This window comes from Phormidesmis sp. 146-12 (genome assembly GCF_052939495.1).
The window spans coordinates 40,345-56,891 of record NZ_JBJPHS010000015.1 but is presented as its reverse complement, the minus strand read 5'-3'; the positions used below and the strand labels follow the sequence as shown (position 1 = coordinate 56,891).

Genomic DNA, 16,547 nt, shown 5'->3' with positions numbered 1-16,547 from the left:
CGAATGTGATGGCTCTGACTGCCCAACAATTGGCTGATCTGATGCCTGATGCGACTCAGCTTGACAGTGACGAACCAGAGATGGAAACTTCTGCACATTACGATCAGCTTGCTCTCTTGGTGACTTGTTTAGAATGGCTGTGGCGTGACCGCGACGACTTCTTTATCGGTGCCAATTTAACCCTCTATTTCAGTCGTCAACAGCTTAAAAATCGAGACTTTCGCGGCCCTGATTTCTTCTTAGTTCAGCAAACTCAAAACCATCCCCGGCGATCGTGGGTAGTCTGGGAAGAAGACGGTCGATATCCTGATTTAATTATTGAATTACTGTCTGATGAAACTGCAAACGTCGATCGTGGACTCAAGAAAAATCTCTACCAAGATCGCTTCCGAACCCATGAATATTTTTGCTTTTCACCGGATAGTTTAGAGTTTGCTGGCTTTCGATTGGTTAGTCAACACTATCAACCGATTTCGCCCAACGATCAGGGATTACTTTGGAGTGAAGCGCTTGGACTTTATCTAGGAATTCACGATCGCCAGTTACGTTATTTCACCCCTCAAGGTGCTCTTGCTCTCACTGCTGGCGAAGCGGCGATCGCTGCTGTACAAGAGGCTCAAACTGTCCAACAACAAGCACAAGAACAGATACGAGAAGCCCAACAACAAGCTCAAGAAGCCCAACAACAGGCACAAGAACAGATACGAGAGGCTGAACAGCAAGCCCAGGAAGCCCAACAACAAGCCCAAGAAGCCCAACGTCGAGCAGAACGACTAGAAGCCCAACTACGATCTCTTCGAGTTACCCGCAAGGGGTCGCTCAACATCGATCCAGACTAAAGTTCTATGGTGTAATTTAACGCTAACTCATCACCTGTTTTGCCTCGAATTCCCCAGTTGTGTTTCGGCATTTCTGTAAGGGTGATTTCGACATCGATCGGGTCAATTTTGGCTTGGCTTGAGAGCCGCTCAAACAACAGATGAATCAGCTTTTTCTTAGTTTCAACGGTGCGCCCTTCAAACAGACTGATTTCGATCACAATATGCTGATGAGTTCGAGTTGAGAAATAGATGAAATCTTCTGGTTTCAGCAAGATAAATCGATGCGCTCTTTTCTCTACTGGAAATACCAACGCCTCCACTACACAAGAATGAATCGCATCAGAAATCAGAGTCCGATTTTGACTGAGAAAGTCTGAACTTCCATAAATTTTGATTTGTGCCATCGCTCTCAACTCACTACATTCTTAACTTAATAATGTTAGTCAGTCCGTCAATTTATAACGCTAATTAACCACCTCACTCAGCGAAGTTTGGGTTGATCGCTTCCCATTGGCCGATAGCTCTGCGGGCGAAGATTGCACCGTTCCCCATTGGCGCATTAGGGTTTGTAAAATCGTCTCTTGCTGCGATCGAAATCCTTCTAAATTTGCGCCGCCGCCATTCATAATTACAAACCAGACAACGCCCTGTTTTTGGGTTGGTAAGGCACCCGCCAACGCACTCACCTCATTGAGACTGCCCGATTTTGTCACTGCCAACGCAGGCAGCTTACGCTCGTCGAGAATGCCTGTATCTTTGCCTACGATCGTGAAAATATCTGCAACCGTCAGCTTCATGGGTTGGAGTGAGCGATCGATTGCCAAAAACATCGCACAAACAGCACGCGGAGAAATCCGATTTTCAACCGCTAGACCAGATCCGTTGACCAGCAAAATTTCACTTTGAGGAACGCCAGCCGCTTCAGCCGCCTTCGAGGCCACAACGTTTGCCCCCCCAACAGAACTAGCGATGATCTCCGCCATCAGATTATTGCTATAGCGATTCATTTTTTTGAGCAACTCAGCCAACGGCAGCGATCGATGACGCGCCAACGGTTTTGTATTAGCGGGCACCGAGGATGCGACTTTGACCGAGCCAGCGATCGCGACTTGAGGACGAGGCGTACCAGGAGGCAGGGTTTGATGTTGAGTTTGCGCGTCTGCTGACCAACTTTGGGCATTGATTCCTTCTTTGAGCAGGGCACCTGACTTTTGCGGGTCTAACTCATAGTTCATATAAAATCCGTTCACGACGATGAGATTGCCCGTAACTCGTCGGATTTGCAGCTTGTTGAGCAGATTGCCCACCGCGATCGCTTCTTCCCATACAAAAAACGGATCTTGCCCGCCCTGCACAATCAGATCGCCTTTGAGAATGCCATTCTCGATCGGGCCGGTGGTGCCAATCTGTGTTTCAAATCGGTGGTCGGGGCCAAAGGTTTGTAGAGCCGCTAAAGAAGTCGCAACCTTGGTCAAAGAAGCCGCCGGGAGAGGTGTGGTGCCTTGATGGTTCGCCAACAAAGTGCTGCCTGACTGCATCCAAACGCCGTGAGATTTTGCTGAAAAGCCTTGGGTGGTAAGCTTGCTCAGATATTGCTCAATGGACTTGCTGGTCTGAGGATCGGGCGCTGTTGTGGGAGCGATCGTCAACGAGGGTAAAGGCTGCTGGCTGTCCGCTGGAGAAGAAACCGGGGTCGGTAACTCAGAGGCAGATTTAGACGATTCCGTAACAGAACAGCCCACCGTGGTCAGCAGCAGCCCCAAAAGCATGGCGAAAGAACGAGAATTTGACATAGCGGTTTTTTTCTGACAACAAGGGGCATCGCCACAACATCAACATTGTGCAACGCTTCTTTGACTATGTTAGGCGGTCGTTTGTACTAATTTGTACTAATTGTATCAGTTTGCTTGATCTCAGAAGCTAATGAACTCTGGTGATCTTACACGCTGGATTGGGATGCAATTTGTAGTTGTTTGTAGTATAAATGTAGTCAGAACGATCGCTCCCCACCCTGGACAATGGAAAACTCACGCCTGGTTAAAGTCAGCAAATATCTCAGCAAACATCTGCGTCACCAGCCAGAACGACTTGGCTTAACCTTGATGCCAGGGGGATGGGTGACGATCGCCGATCTTCTCTCAGCCTGCACCGTCCATCAGTTTCCGATCGCTCTGACTGAGTTGCAAGAAGTGGTTGCCAAAAGTGACAAGCAGCGATTTGCGATCGATCCTACAGGTACGCTGATTCGAGCCAACCAGGGGCACAGTGTCGCTGTCGATTTGCAGCTAGAATCTCAGATTCCGCCAGACGTGCTGTATCACGGGACAGGCGCACCGTTGGAGGAAGCGATCGTGCGATCAGGATTACTCAAAATGGCCCGCCATCACGTTCACCTTTCCTCAGATCTCGAAACTGCTCGCAAAGTCGGTAGTCGAAAGGGTCGCCCGATTATTTTTGTAGTTGATGCGGCGAGAATGCAGGCGGCAAACTTTACTTTCTACTGTTCTGAGAATGATGTGTGGCTGGTGGATTTTGTGCCTCCAGAGTTTTTAGTGCTGCAAAAGTGAGCTAGCCAGGTGACGATCGGGACTTGTTGATCATCAGACGGGATGCGGGTTTTGGTGAGGTGATTGGGGTGAGCGATCGTAGAAGTTAGGCTTAAATGAGCTTTTGTTTAAGTGTGTGCATTGAGTGATTTCATGTGATCTTAAAGCATTCTACGGTGAGTTGGATTTATTTCTTCAAACGGGATGCTTTTTATAGTCTATGAAGTACAGAAACTGCTGTCTTTTGTTTTCTAAGCATTAGTTCTAAGCCTTAGCTGGTAGATTCCAAACTGATTGATCTATTCAATCACGAATGTTTGACTCAATCACTTTTCTAAGTGTTCCATAATCGAATCTAGGATGAGTGAATCCTGTAAAACTCTACTCATCCTACGATCGTTCTATCGTTGTACTAAGGATCGTGGATTAAATAACTTCGAAATTTCACCCTCACCCTAGCCCTCTCCCCAAGGAGAAGGAACCGCAGAACCATACCACCCCCTGGCCTTGAGCTTTGAAAAATTGCTGGGCGATCTCTGCAAGGCGGTCAGCGAGATTCGAGATCCCCGTCAAGCGAACAACGCGACACGCTACCGATTGAGCGACGTGATTCTCGGAGCGTTTTCAGTGTTCTTGATGCAATGCGAATCGTTTCTAGTGACCCTACTGCGCGAATCCGATGGGAAAGTGCTGTACTCCAATGCCTTTGTCACCAATCATGACCTTACTGCCGAAACCGTACCGCAAGTTGTCAGTATCGGGAGAAGTCGGTGGAAAACCGAGAATGAAAATCACCCTGTCCTCAAGGCCAAGGGCGATCATCTGGAACACACTCCTTTACTATCACTCCAGACGAAGCAAAATTACTCAAAAACGATGTAACTCTTTCTCAGTGAACGTTTTAGCATTCACAATTTGTTTCTGTTCCTTCAAGAGAGTAGTAAATGAAGTGCAAATGCTAGACAGTTTGCTAGAGAGGCTTTTCAGCATTTAGAGGGCTGTTTACTTCGCCCATAGTGATTCAAGAGGGGTATCTGACGACCTATCCACAAATCCTCGGTGATTCTGCAAGATTAATCCTGATCTTGTTTAAAGTTGAAGAAGTTAGGTTTAGAGATGAAGATATTTGCAAAGGGGCTGAGAATCAATATCTATATCAGAATCTATATCAGATTGAGGCAGGTCAAAGGATAAGTGCCATTACTACAGCGATCCTAATTTAAGTTGCAAGACTCAGAAACACCCCTAAGTTCTCTTGGGTGAAGATATTCATGAATGTCCTGACAAAAGAAATGCTAAGAGAAGAGTGGATAGAACAATCTCTAACTACATTCACCTTCAGTAATTTTAGTTGAAGTTTATCTAATGATGTGCTCACTGATACTGTCTCTCCACAAGCTTAATAGAAAATTCCTCCACTGACAAGGGTTATCGTTATTTAAGTTTTGTGTAAGTTCATATGGCATTGGTATAACTTACTTAAATTTGAACTTCTTTCATCTGCGACTGGTCATCAAACACTGTCACTATTAAGCCTTTATTCCTGTGTTGAAATTATGAATCATCGAAATCAACCTGGAGCCTACATGCGTCGTCGTTCTTCTCAGCGGGTTTCTTACTCTACTGATAGTCGGATTCGTCGGCCAATAAAGTTGTTCCGGGAGATGGGTCGAGATCTTCTCGCTTCGCGGGAACTAGCCTGGCGCTTGCTGATACGAGATCTTAGTGCTCAGTATCGCCAATCGTTTCTAGGGGTGTTTTGGGCATTTGTACCACCCTTGGTCACATCGCTGGGACTAGTGCTTGCTCGAAATAGTGGAGTCATCAATATTAGTGAGACAGATCTGCCCTATCCCGCTTATGTGATGTTTAGCATGACCATCTGGCAAACCTTTGTAGAAGCGTTGAATGGGCCGATCGCAGCAGTCGGACAAGCCAAGCAAATGCTGGCAAAGATTAATTTTCCTCGTGAGGCAATTGTTTTAGCAAAGTTGGGTGAAGTGTTTTTCAACTTCGCGATTAAGCTTATTCTAATTCTTGGGTTATTTCTCTGGTTCAAAATTCCTGTAACTTGGAGTGCTTGGTTAGCTCCAGTCGCGTTAGTTCACCTGGTAATGTTGGGGACGGCGATCGGGCTTTTGTTAGCCCCCCTAGGGACGCTTTATGGTGATATTTCAAAGGTACTCCCGATCATTACGGCTCCCTGGATGCTGCTAACTCCAGTTATCTATCCAGTTCCTCAAGCGGGTTGGTTTGGGTCAGTAGTTCGCTTAAACCCAGTCACACCATTACTGATCACAATTCGGGAACTACCGACCACTGGGGTAGTCTCAGATCCAGTTGGATTTTGGATCGTGAGTGGATTTGCACTAGTTGGCTTATTGGTTGCTTGGGTGATCTATCGGTTAGCAATGCCTTATGTTATTGAACGAATGAGTGCATGAACATTACACCACTTTCTAAAAATGCTGCTCAAGAGGTGGCAATTCTAGCGCCCTCCAGCGATGATGATATTGTCTTGTCTGTTAATGGGGTATCAAAGAAGTTTTGCCGTAATTTGAAACTCTCCTTGCTGTATGGAATGCAAGATATCGCCTCAGAATTAGTAGGTTCGCGGGGTGGTCACAAGAATGAATTACGCAAGCAAGAATTTTGGGCGCTGAAAGATATAAGCTTTCAACTGCGACGAGGTGAGGCTCTAGGTCTTGTCGGTAAAAACGGTAGCGGAAAGTCAACCATTCTGCGGGTGATTGCTGGACTGATCAACCCAGACGCAGGGACGGTAACCGTCAATGGACGAGTTGCACCACTCATTGCATTGGGCGCAGGGTTTAATCCGATTTTAACTGGACGAGAAAACATCTATGCGAATATGTCCATTTTAGGATTGACCCAGAAGGAAATTGATGAGCGGTTTGAGGAGGTCGTTGAATTTGCTGAGATTGGGGAAGCGATCGAGTCTCCACTACAAAGCTATAGCTCTGGGATGGCAGCCCGATTGGGCTTTGCTAGTGCAATCCATACAAATCCAGAAATTCTCTTGATTGATGAAGTCCTGGCAGTTGGAGACAGCCGTTTTCGGGGAAAGTGTTTCCAAAAACTACATGAACTTCGTCAAAATGGCACAGCTTTTATTCTGGTTAGCCACAATGCCCACTCCATACTCACGGTTTGTGATGAAGCCGTTTATTTTGCCAAAGGGCATCTCAAGAGTATGGGGCCTGTTGCCTCAGTGATGAGCCATTATGAACAAGATCTGTTTATCGATGCCGAAATAGATGCCAGTCTTATTGGGATACCTGCCCTAAAAAAACGCCCCACCGTAGGTTTCGATATTCAAGGAATCGTCTTTAGAGATGAAAAGAACATAGTAGTTGAAAAGCCGATTAGTGGTTGTGCAACTTCTATTGGTATTCAAGCAAAGGTTCTAGATAGTTTAACCAATGTGAGTATTACGATCGCCATCAAAGGTCTAACAGAAGGCGGAGAGATGATGCTTTCACTGAATAGTTTCAATGACTCTATTCCGATCGAGTTGCTGCCAGGAGAGTACGAAATCCAACTACAAATGCCCTATCTCGGACTCAGGCTTGGAGACTACTTAATGGATGTATATGTCAAGAAAGATAAGCTGTTTCATTTAGATGCAGTAGAATCTTTTCGCTTTACTGTTGAGCCAGGTCAAGACGCGATCGGCAGGTCACTTTTTTATCAACCTAGAAGCTGGAATGTTCTTGTTGCCAAATAAAGGAGAGTATTATGCAATTGTCAAATGTGATCTCAACGAGCCACAGAGAATCTACACTTCCAACGTTTTCTATTGTCTTTGAAACTGAAAATCTCTCCAGCGTTGAGCTTGATAATATTTATCGGAGCTTAAACTCCCTGGTCACTCAAGATATTTCGCTAGAGCAAGCCAACGAATTTTTGATTATTGATAGCGGCGATGCACCACCGGAATTGATTGCAGAAATATGCTCAAATTATCCGTGGATTCAAGTTCACCCTGCCCCTCATATTGGCTATTTCGCAGCGAAAATGCTAGGCGCATCGCTTGCTACAGGCGATATTGTCGTTTATTGCGACTCTGATTGTGTCTACACACCAAACTGGCTCAGAGATCTTCTCGTCAGCTTTAATCAGCATCCAGACATCAATATGGTTGCTGGAGAAACGACGACTCCTATTCGATCTATCTACGAACTGGCGATCGCTCTGCATTACTTCTTTCCTCGATTGTCTAGTCAAAGCGACACTTATATCTCTGATGGCTACTTTATGAATAATGTTGCTTTTCGTCGAGCTTTTCTACTAAGCAATCCAATTCCGACATCTCTACCGCTACCGCTATATCGGGGCAACTGTAACATTCATCATTACTTTTTACAGCGTTTCCAGCAGGAGAAGATCATAAAGCACCCTCAAGCTAAAGCCCTTCATGAGCCTCCTACAGTGGGATTTATAACTTGGAGGTACTTGCTGAAGGGGCACGACAGCGTTATCAAAGAGTCTATCAAAGCCTCCCTCACGCAGGATTCTAAACTCACCAACCTCTCAACCTCTTTTACACTGAGTCCATTTGAGCGTGTGTGCGGAATTCTATCGAGTATCTTGAGCATCAAACCCCTTGACATACCGCAAGTTCGCTCTGTGTTGCGTGAGGATAAGACCCGAATTTTATTGTTTCCTCTAGCGCTTCCCATTGTGTTGTTGTTTGAGATGGTGTTTACCTTGGGTAAGGTCGCTACATACCTGAATTTTAACTTGATACTGAATCTTTATTACACTTTCTCAGGAGAGTCAGAAAGTAAAGAGACTAATACCCATGAGGATATCTCCCAATTTTCGTAGGTTCGTCAAACAGTTTGGATAAGGGCAACTCACTGCTGAAAGAACTCTAGTCGCCTTGGGGGATGTTTGGAGAAATCCTATCGTGGGTCAAAAATTTCTCAACCATCCTCTTCAACTGACCAAGCTTGAAATCAAGGGCTGCGATCGCTTAAATCTCTCATAAAACAGCAATCCTGCACAAAACAATGTCTAGTTCATCACTAGATGATTGATTGTAAGAAATAAGTGAGTAAGTCATGCCGACCATTTCAGTTGTTATTCCGGCTCATAACGCGGAAGCTACGATCGGAGAAACTGTTGATTCAGTGCTCCATCAAACTTTCTCAGATATTGAAGTCATTGTTGTCATCGATCGGTCTTCAGACTCGACCTTTGAGATTGTTTCAGCGAAACCAGATCCTCGGATTAAGGTCATTGTATGTGACAAGGGTAATGCTGCGGCCAGCCGCAATATCGGTTTTGCTCAAGCTTCTGGCGAATGGATTGCATTTCTCGATTCAGATGATTTGTGGTTGCCTGATAATCTGTCAGATCAATGGAAGGCTTTACAACCTCCGGTGAAGGCAGCAGTTGCCTATAGCTGGTTCGATCGCATTGATGAATCTGGCAAATTCATCGGAATCGGTGGACGTTGTAATTATTCCGGCAATGTTCATGCTCAGTTGTTGTTGAGTAATATTGTGGGTAATGGTTCTAACTCACTGATAGCCAGAGCGGCTTTGGAAGCAGTCGGAGGATTCGACGAGTCGCTGTCTCATAGCGAAGATCGAGACTTATATATGAAGTTAGCTGAGAAATATGAGTTTGTTTCAGTTCCCAAAGTTAACTTGCTTTATCGGGTTTCCACGCGCTCAAAGTCCTTTCGAGATATTTTCCGGTCAGAAGCCTCTTACTTACAACTCATCGAAGGTGCGTACAGCCGCGCTCCAGAGTCTCTTCGTCACCTAAAATCACAAAGCTTTTCCAATCATTATCAATACTTGATCTCTAAAGCATTGAGCGGCTCAAGCGGTTGGAAAAAATATTGGATTGCTCTGCAACTCTGGACTCACTACTGCGTCAAGCGACCAGGATGCTTGAGTTTTCTGTTGCTAAAAAGAGATTTGCTGCTAAAAATTCTAAATGGAGCCTTTTCAGCATCCGGCTTTCACATAAAGGCTCATTTAAATCTATATTTTTTCAGATTATTCAATACGGCAAAAAGTACTGAATAATAGCGTGGCAATCCCTCAGTTATACTGTATGTTGTTGAAAAAATGAGTGCCTGAGTGTAGTGAGTTTTGTTTGAAGGAAAGCAGGTTCTGAAAGAGTCTCAAGTGCTAACCATAATTCATATCACCTATACGACAGTGTGTAACTCATATCGTGAATTCTATGTCTCACCCAACTCCCAAAGTCAGCGTCGTCATGTCGGTCTACAATGGCTCTCAATATTTGCGAGAAGCTGTAGACAGTATCTTGAACCAAACCTTTACCGACTTTGAGTTCATCATTATCAATGATTGTTCTACAGATAGCACTTGGCCTATCTTAATTGAATATGCCGATCGAGATTCTCGGATTGTATTACTTCATAACGAACGTAATTTAGGACTAACAAAGTCACTAAATAAGGGCTTGAGTGTATCTAAAGGCAAGTATATTGCGCGTCAGGATGGTGATGATATTTCTTTTCTCGATCGCTTGAGTCAGCAGTTTGACTATCTGGAAACGCATCCTGAAGTGGGTACGATCGGGACGGCCGTTGAGTTGATCAATCCCCAAGGGAGTAAAATAGGAGAGGATTATCCTCCTTCAGAGCATGAAAGATTAGAAGCCGCTTTTCTGTTTAATAATCCCATGCATCACTCAACTCTGATGTCACAAAGTGCCCTCATACAGAGCATAGGGGGTTATAACGAAACGTTTTTGCGATCCCAAGATTATGATATATTTTGGCGTTTGAGCCGTCAGTCTCGATTAGAAAACATTTCTAAAATTTTACTAAAACGCCGGATGGATGACAGTTCGCGAATCACTACGATCCATCGTAAGGATCAACTTGAATATGCTTACAAGATTTCCCTAAATGCTGTTCAAGAACTTACAGGAACCCAGTGCTATCTTCCAGAAACGAGCTATCAACGACTCTGGTGGGCTTTGCTTCAGACATTGGACAATGATGCTTATCAAAAATATTGGCTAATGGCGGAAGGAGTAGACGGAGAATTGACTCATCGAGATATTAAAGCTCTCGATTCCTTCTGGGAATTCATTAGAAGTCGTCCGCTAGCGCCAGTTGTCTGGGGGCAACTCTTGGAGGGATTGCTCGTCAATCTGTTTGCTCAAAGAAAACTTATAGAAGGGTTACAGCTTATCCATTTGATAAGGTTTCGATGGAAAGCTGATCTCAACTCTTCTCTAGCTTTTAAGAGTTTTCTCAAACCTTATGCACCTAAATTGCTATTAAAAGTTTGGAGAAAAGTAGCGCAGCTTTAGGAGACCGTCTGTGTAAGTGGATCGATTAGAGCCGATTCAAAGTAATTATAGACTCTGGTCTTTAAGTCTCGTGTGGTTGATTTGCGTTTTGATTCGACAAGGGCACATTTGGCATAGGTTCACTTGGGTTCGATCTCACCCAACCAAGGATTTATACCAAGTATTCACATCGTAGGATTGGCGAAGTTACGCTTAGTCAATCTGTTCACTTAATCACCCTAAAGGGATTGCTCTCTAGTCCGTATTTCTGGACAGATGTCAACTGAGTTTTGAGCGAGTTGGTAGGTTTAGATAAAAATAAACTTGTTGATTTTGGTGAATTAAACTATAATTACAGGAACACAGGTCTTTTATTCAATCGATCGCCATCGTGTTTACTCAGCTTTCCTCTCCAACGGTTCGTTTGCCTCGTGATTTGCCTCGTGATTTGTTTGAGGCGATCGCAGACCTCAAGCGCGAACTCAATGCGGTCATTTTGGCGCACTACTACCAAGACCCCGATATTCAAGACGTGGCTGACTTCTTAGGCGATTCGCTGGGGCTTTCGCAGCAGGCCGCTCAGACAGACGCGGATGTGATCGTCTTTGCGGGGGTGCATTTCATGGCAGAAACAGCCAAAATTCTCAACCCCAACAAGCTCGTTTTACTGCCTGATTTGAATGCGGGGTGTTCTCTGGCCGATAGCTGCCCGCCGGATGCCTTCGCTGAATTTAAGGCAAAACATCCCGATCATTTGGTAATTTCTTATATAAATTGCACAGCAGACATTAAGGCGATGAGTGACATTATTTGCACTAGCGCCAATGCGGTGTCGATCGTGCGTCAGATTCCAGTCGATCAGCCGATTATTTTTGCGCCCGATCGCAATCTCGGCAAGTATGTCAGTGAGCAATCTGGACGCGATCTGGTGCTGTGGCAAGGAAGCTGTATGGTGCATGAGACGTTTTCAGAAAAGAAAATGGTGCAACTTCAGATTCAATATCCTGACGCTGAGGTGATTGCTCACCCAGAATGTGAACCTGCTGTTTTGCGTCATGCAAATTTCATCGGTTCGACAACGGCGTTATTGAAGTATTGTCAGCAAAGTGTGAGTCAGTCTTTTATTGTGGCGACCGAGGCAGGCATTCTTCACCAGATGGCAAAAGCCGCCCCCGACAAGCAGTTTATTCCTGCTCCACCGATGAGCAACTGTGCCTGCAATGAGTGCCCCCACATGCGTCTCAATACGCTAGAGAAGCTGTATCTCGCCATGAAAAACCGCACCCCAGAAATCACCTTACCCGAAGCCACTCGACTCGCGGCCCTCCGACCGATGCAGCGAATGCTAGAAATGAGTGTTTGAGGCTGAGGAAGCTGTTTGAGAAATCCAGATCAGAACAGCCATCAACAGAGAATAGCATCATCATGGAGTTTGCTTGAGTGATATTTGAGCTTGTTGGATATCAACGATCGCGCCTACAAAAGTCAAAAAGTCCATGCCTAAGAGACCATCGACTCCAGCACTAGAGGGAAGGTCTAGACAGCATCAACCCAATAGTTCTTCAATTTCCTCATCTGTAAAGCCAAATTGTCTGAAGATCCTCAACACATAAGCTGGAGACATTTCACCTGCGCCCATATCGATCGGGACAATTCTTTTCTCATCCTCAACAATCCGACGATACAGGCAGTGATCTCCCTTACCTTCGCGATAGAATGTGCAGCCTGCCCGTTCTAAAATTTTGATCAGTTGCTTTGGCTTGAGTGAAGGGATGTTTTTAGGCATGGACTGCCCGTAGTTCGTAAGTTTCTAAGGTTGGCTCTTGAGAGTCAATGTTGAGAAACTCATGCAGCGCTTTGATGGATACAGGTTCAGAGTAGAGATTGTCAGACTGATCGACTAGCTGTACTGAGTCGATCGCGTCTTTTAGCTTTTGAATGGCTGTATCCTGGGTGTGTCCTTGCCCAACAACGCCGTTCTCTAGGCAGAGTGCGACCCAGTATCCTGCGCTTTGTCTTAGAACAAGAGTGTAGAAGTCCATAAGCCTGAATGGTAAGACCTGTTTTTAGGGTATCAGCCGCGTTTGCAAGCGTGATCGCCTCTTCATTTTAACCAGCGATCGTGTTTCTCATGGCTGCCCTTGTGATCGTTTAGTTGATCGACTGACGTAGAACGATCGCCTTTTCCAAGTATTCCACTACTTTGTCATAGCGCCCTTGCAGTTTGCACTGTGCCGCCATGTCGTCATAGAGCGTTGCTAGATTTATTTGTATTCGCTGGGTGTCGGGATGGGCTAGACCAAATTTTGTGGTCAGAATTTGAAGTGATCGCACCAACAAGGGTTCCGCCTGGTCATAGCGCCCTTGCAATGCGTACAACCCTGCCAGATTATTCAGACTGGTTGCCGCATCGGGATGGTCTGGCCCTAACTGCTGCTCTCGAATCTGGAGCGATCGCACATACAAAGGTTCGGCTGCCTCATACCGTCCCTGTGAGTCGTACAACTGTGCCAAATTATTTAGACTGGTTGCCGTATCGGGATGGTCGCCTCCTAACTGCTGCTCTCGAATCTGGAGCGATCGCACCGTGGGATTCAGCAAGGAATCAATTTCTTTAGAGCAGAAATTTTATGGTTCTACTTCAAAATTCTGATATGCGTTGCATGATAACCGTCATTAGTAGTTTCCACCTCGACTTCAACAAGTGTTCCTTTCTGCAACTGTGATAAGCAATTGGTGCCAATATATTTAGCGCTGAAATAAATATCTTTTCCTCCATCGTGAGGAGCAATATGTCCCCATCGGTAATTATTCTGAGGATGAGTCTTGATATGTAACACCAAACCTGTTTTTATTGACGAAACTAGACCTTGACGTAAGTCTGATAAGCCTGAATGAGCAGGTAAAATTTGTAATATCTCATCACAGTAATTCAAAACATCGCTACGTCTATTAGTTCCTTGAATTGCTCCCCGCAATGCTTCCTCCACAGCAGCGTGAGCTTCTTCCAAATGTTGAGTGTTGCTAGCAATCTTAATCGCCTCATGAAGATGGTTTACTGACCAATTAAGGCTTTCCTGACCGCTGTTTTTTGCATACAGTTGCCCCAACCTACAAAGAGCAGTTACCTGTTCCTTTACTCTTTGTTGAGAATCACTAAACTTTTTAGCTTCGCTGAGAACATTACTATAGCAATCTTCAGCTTCATGATATTTGTTCTGGTTTTCAAAGGACTCAGCGCGTATTTTCCACCATACTAATAAATTGCGTTGCTCCTGTAGCTTATCAAATCTATTCCGATACTCCTCAAGACTTTTTTCTGCTTCATCCCACTCCTGAATATCTAGTAAACTATTGATACCTCTTAGTCCATGCTCTAGTTGCTTTTGATCGTTCAGTTTTAGACTAATTTCAATTTGATAATTAAAATCATGAAGGGCATCATTATAATTTTTCAGTCTCTTGTGCAGCAAGCCTCGTATATTCAAGCTACTTGCTAATTCTTGAAGATGGTCAATCTCTGTATAAATTTCGATGGCATATTCAACCGTTCTTTTTGCTTCACTGAAATTACCTCTCTGCTTAAATAGATTTGATAAATCTCTTAAGGTGGAAGCTAAATTTTCTTGACTTTCAAGATAGCTGCGGAGCTTAAATACACGTATAAAATTATTTAGGGCATCTTCAAGATCACGCTGTCTATGAAAAAAACCTCCTAAATGCATTAAGCAAAGTGCTGTTTGTTTCAGATTACCAATTTTTTCAGCTATGGCGACTCTGCGTTGAAAAGCTTTTTGAGCTTCATCAGTTTTAGGAGGTTCTAATAATAAACTCAACTTGGCTAACCTCTCTAGAGGAACAATTTCTCGTCTTTCATCTTTCAAATCTTTCCAAAGCTGAAGTTCGCAATTAACGTAGTATATAGCTTGGTCTTTATCACCTCGCCTCTCGTACAATCTACTTAATTGCTCTAGGCTAATTGCTAAATAGTTCCATTGTTTTAATTCTTTACTAGCTTCAATGGAACGCTTATAGCTATTTAAGGCTTCAGCAAACCGACTTTCATCAGACTCACTTAGTTTTCCAAGCAAGAAACCTTCACAGTTTAATCCCCTTGCGATTGAGTATTTATCATCAAGACTTTGGTTAAGGGTGTTGACCTCTTGATATATTTCTAGAGCGCGCTTAAAATCTTCCTTATCTTGTAAAACTGCTCCTAAACTATCAAGAACATTTCGCTTTTCTAGGTCACTTAGCTTCTCTTTCTCTACGGTCAAACGTGCTTCCTCTAAGAAAATTTCTGCCTGATTTAGTGCCTCTTCTGATTTCCTCTTTTGTAAAAGTCTAGCTCGACGAACTAAGTATTTTACTCTGGCACGTTGGCAAGTTTTAGAGCTTTCAATTTTCGCTAGAGTTGAATTAATAATATTAGCCTCTAGCATCTCTTCTGCCTCTAGCAAATGTCCTTGAAAAGCAAGATATTTTGCCTGACGAGTGCGGAATGTGATTACAGCCTCCCAATCTGCTGAATCTTCTGCCAACTTCTGAAATCCTCCCATTAGCCTAATTGCTTGAGACCAATAGCTGTGGCCATGTTCTCCAAATAATCGGTTTAAGCGGTTGCTGAACTGCAAGTAATTGTAAGTTCTCAATATAGAATTATCTTGTCGTTGTAACTATTGTGCTGCCAAAATAATATCATCAAAATCTTTTGCAACTGTAGAAACATCTTCTTGTCCTTGAACTTCTCTAACAGTTTCTATGAAAAATTCAGCACATCGCCTTTCTACTTCCTCTTGTTTGTTACTTTTCCTTAGACAATATCGAGCGTAAACACGAATCAGAGTATGAAATATATATCGGTCTCCTGCTTTACATAGTAAACAAAGATGGAGAAGTCGCGTAAGATATTTTTTGGTTTTTGATTTTGTACAGCCGCTTGCTACTATTGCTGTCTGAAGTGAAAATCCTTGTTCAGCACAAACTCCTAAGCATGAGAAGAATTCAACTGCACCTTGTTCATCTTTCTCTAGGCGTTGCAGGCTAGAATCCAACGATATAATAATGTTTAGGTCAGTATTAAATTCAAGTTCTTCTAGAAGATCCTTGTCCTGCCATAAAGTGTTTTTAGCCTCTTTTAATGAGGCTGCATAGCTGTCGAGACTCTGATCGTTTGGATGCTTAAGATTTAAAGCAGCTATTTTCACTGCTAATGGAAGCCCCCCTAATGCTTTAATAATGTCATCAACTGCTTTGAGAACGAAGCGAGATTCATCGTCTAAAGTATCTCTAAATAGCTTGCGAGAATCTTCGAGAGGTAGATTGGAGACAGAAATTCTTCTGTTTTCTGGAAGAATCAGAGAATTGAAAACCTTATGATCTTTAGTTGTAAAAATAACAGAACATTGACTTTCAGGGAGAAGTAGAGGTTCAATAGTACGATGATCAGTAACATCATCGAAAATCAACAACATTTTACGATTTGCAATAAATTCTTGCATAATCGCTTCAGCATCTTGCCAACTGTTTTCTGATTCAATCTCTTCTCCACAACGGCGTGCAAGACGAAAAGCAATGGCTATCGCCGTCTCACCACAAACTTTCAATGAAATTACACCATCTGGAAATTCTTTCCTATAAATGTAGGCAAAATGTTGAGCGAGAGCAGACTTACCGAAACCTGCACCCCCGACTAACCCAACAACGTAACGGTCTTGCTCTTCTTCTGAATTGATCAAGAGTTTTTCGAGTTTGCCTAATTCCTCGCTTCGTCCAGTAAAGTTTTTAACGTCTCTTAATGCCGCCTCCTTATTATCTGCAAAGAAGGGAGATTTAGGCATTCGCGTACCACGACCGTTCCTCTCTTGAGAGC

The 16,547-nt window shown here is 43.9% G+C and carries 16 protein-coding genes; 9 read left to right on the top strand and 7 right to left on the bottom strand.

Features of this window, described 5'->3' with window-relative positions:
• Positions 1-8 precede the first annotated feature (8 nt).
• A complete protein-coding gene (locus ACKFKF_RS09325; RefSeq protein WP_446867474.1) occupies positions 9-839 on the top strand; it encodes a Uma2 family endonuclease in 831 nt (276 codons plus the stop codon).
• Here the strand turns inward: ACKFKF_RS09325 and ACKFKF_RS09320 are convergent.
• Positions 836-1,225 (bottom strand): tautomerase family protein, encoded by a 390-nt coding sequence (locus ACKFKF_RS09320; RefSeq protein ID WP_446867473.1) that lies wholly within the window; start codon positions 1,223-1,225, stop codon positions 836-838. The genes ACKFKF_RS09325 and ACKFKF_RS09320 overlap by 4 nt on opposite strands.
• A 60-nt stretch (positions 1,226-1,285) precedes the next feature.
• Positions 1,286-2,614, bottom strand: a complete 1,329-nt coding sequence (locus ACKFKF_RS09315) for a D-alanyl-D-alanine carboxypeptidase (RefSeq protein WP_446867472.1) — start codon at positions 2,612-2,614, stop codon at positions 1,286-1,288.
• 225 nt (positions 2,615-2,839) lie between these two features.
• Between ACKFKF_RS09315 and ACKFKF_RS09310 the strand changes: the two genes are divergently transcribed.
• From ACKFKF_RS09310 to nadA, 8 genes are all read left to right on the top strand, one after another.
• Complete coding sequence (locus tag ACKFKF_RS09310) at positions 2,840-3,388, top strand: RNA 2'-phosphotransferase (RefSeq protein WP_446867471.1); 549 nt, start codon at positions 2,840-2,842, stop codon at positions 3,386-3,388.
• Positions 3,389-3,874: 486 nt separating this feature from the next.
• Complete coding sequence (locus ACKFKF_RS09305; protein WP_446867470.1) at positions 3,875-4,249, top strand: hypothetical protein; 375 nt, start codon at positions 3,875-3,877, stop codon at positions 4,247-4,249.
• A 674-nt stretch (positions 4,250-4,923) separates the two neighbouring features.
• Positions 4,924-5,811: an ABC transporter permease gene (locus ACKFKF_RS09300; RefSeq protein WP_446856379.1), complete on the top strand. Its 888-nt coding sequence runs from the start codon at positions 4,924-4,926 to the stop codon at positions 5,809-5,811.
• The gene (locus tag ACKFKF_RS09295) at positions 5,808-7,115 is read left to right on the top strand and encodes an ABC transporter ATP-binding protein (protein ID WP_446867469.1); all 1,308 of its coding nucleotides are present in this window, start codon (positions 5,808-5,810) and stop codon (positions 7,113-7,115) included. The genes ACKFKF_RS09300 and ACKFKF_RS09295 overlap by 4 nt, the downstream gene beginning before the upstream one ends.
• 11 nt (positions 7,116-7,126) lie before the next feature.
• The gene (locus ACKFKF_RS09290) at positions 7,127-8,218 is read left to right on the top strand and encodes a glycosyltransferase family A protein (RefSeq protein ID WP_446867468.1); all 1,092 of its coding nucleotides are present in this window, start codon (positions 7,127-7,129) and stop codon (positions 8,216-8,218) included.
• A gap of 236 nt (positions 8,219-8,454) precedes the next feature.
• Positions 8,455-9,432, top strand: a complete 978-nt coding sequence (locus ACKFKF_RS09285; protein WP_446867467.1) for a glycosyltransferase family 2 protein — start codon at positions 8,455-8,457, stop codon at positions 9,430-9,432.
• Positions 9,433-9,592: 160 nt separating this feature from the next.
• Positions 9,593-10,696 (top strand): glycosyltransferase family 2 protein, encoded by a 1,104-nt coding sequence (locus ACKFKF_RS09280; RefSeq protein WP_446867466.1) that lies wholly within the window; start codon positions 9,593-9,595, stop codon positions 10,694-10,696.
• Positions 10,697-11,066: 370 nt separating this feature from the next.
• Entirely contained in the window at positions 11,067-12,038 is a 972-nt protein-coding gene (nadA, locus tag ACKFKF_RS09275) for a quinolinate synthase NadA (protein WP_446867465.1), read from the top strand.
• Between the two features lie 183 nt (positions 12,039-12,221).
• On the opposite strand, the gene ACKFKF_RS09270 is transcribed toward nadA, so the two are convergent.
• The 5 genes from ACKFKF_RS09270 to ACKFKF_RS09250 all read right to left on the bottom strand — a co-directional run bounded on the left by ACKFKF_RS09270 (position 12,222) and on the right by ACKFKF_RS09250 (position 16,515).
• Positions 12,222-12,461: a type II toxin-antitoxin system HicA family toxin gene (locus tag ACKFKF_RS09270; RefSeq protein ID WP_446867464.1), complete on the bottom strand. Its 240-nt coding sequence runs from the start codon at positions 12,459-12,461 to the stop codon at positions 12,222-12,224.
• Positions 12,454-12,717 (bottom strand): type II toxin-antitoxin system HicB family antitoxin, encoded by a 264-nt coding sequence (locus ACKFKF_RS09265; RefSeq protein WP_446867463.1) that lies wholly within the window; start codon positions 12,715-12,717, stop codon positions 12,454-12,456. Before ACKFKF_RS09265 ends, ACKFKF_RS09270 begins: the two co-directional genes overlap by 8 nt.
• Before the next feature lie 109 nt (positions 12,718-12,826).
• On the bottom strand, positions 12,827-13,276 hold the full coding sequence (locus tag ACKFKF_RS09260) for a tetratricopeptide repeat protein (protein ID WP_446867462.1): 450 nt from the start codon (positions 13,274-13,276) through the stop codon (positions 12,827-12,829).
• A gap of 35 nt (positions 13,277-13,311) precedes the next feature.
• Positions 13,312-15,216 (bottom strand): tetratricopeptide repeat protein, encoded by a 1,905-nt coding sequence (locus ACKFKF_RS09255; RefSeq protein WP_446867461.1) that lies wholly within the window; start codon positions 15,214-15,216, stop codon positions 13,312-13,314.
• Between the two features lie 135 nt (positions 15,217-15,351).
• Positions 15,352-16,515 (bottom strand): NB-ARC domain-containing protein, encoded by a 1,164-nt coding sequence (locus tag ACKFKF_RS09250; protein ID WP_446867460.1) that lies wholly within the window; start codon positions 16,513-16,515, stop codon positions 15,352-15,354.
• Positions 16,516-16,547: the final 32 nt, after the last annotated feature.

What these genes read in the sequence shown, in the direction of transcription:
- ACKFKF_RS09325 (WP_446867474.1), top strand. Translation starts at nt 9, where the DNA reads ATGGCTCTGACTGCCCAACAATTGGCTGATCTGATGCCTGATGCGACT.
- ACKFKF_RS09320 (WP_446867473.1), bottom strand. Translation starts at nt 1,225, where the DNA reads ATGGCACAAATCAAAATTTATGGAAGTTCAGACTTTCTCAGTCAAAAT.
- ACKFKF_RS09315 (WP_446867472.1), bottom strand. Translation starts at nt 2,614, where the DNA reads ATGTCAAATTCTCGTTCTTTCGCCATGCTTTTGGGGCTGCTGCTGACC.
- ACKFKF_RS09310 (WP_446867471.1), top strand. Translation starts at nt 2,840, where the DNA reads ATGGAAAACTCACGCCTGGTTAAAGTCAGCAAATATCTCAGCAAACAT.
- ACKFKF_RS09300 (WP_446856379.1), top strand. Translation starts at nt 4,924, where the DNA reads ATGAATCATCGAAATCAACCTGGAGCCTACATGCGTCGTCGTTCTTCT.
- ACKFKF_RS09295 (WP_446867469.1), top strand. Translation starts at nt 5,808, where the DNA reads ATGAACATTACACCACTTTCTAAAAATGCTGCTCAAGAGGTGGCAATT.
- ACKFKF_RS09290 (WP_446867468.1), top strand. Translation starts at nt 7,127, where the DNA reads ATGCAATTGTCAAATGTGATCTCAACGAGCCACAGAGAATCTACACTT.
- ACKFKF_RS09285 (WP_446867467.1), top strand. Translation starts at nt 8,455, where the DNA reads ATGCCGACCATTTCAGTTGTTATTCCGGCTCATAACGCGGAAGCTACG.
- ACKFKF_RS09280 (WP_446867466.1), top strand. Translation starts at nt 9,593, where the DNA reads ATGTCTCACCCAACTCCCAAAGTCAGCGTCGTCATGTCGGTCTACAAT.
- ACKFKF_RS09270 (WP_446867464.1), bottom strand. Translation starts at nt 12,461, where the DNA reads ATGCCTAAAAACATCCCTTCACTCAAGCCAAAGCAACTGATCAAAATT.
- ACKFKF_RS09265 (WP_446867463.1), bottom strand. Translation starts at nt 12,717, where the DNA reads ATGGACTTCTACACTCTTGTTCTAAGACAAAGCGCAGGATACTGGGTC.
- ACKFKF_RS09250 (WP_446867460.1), bottom strand. Translation starts at nt 16,515, where the DNA reads ATGCCTAAATCTCCCTTCTTTGCAGATAATAAGGAGGCGGCATTAAGA.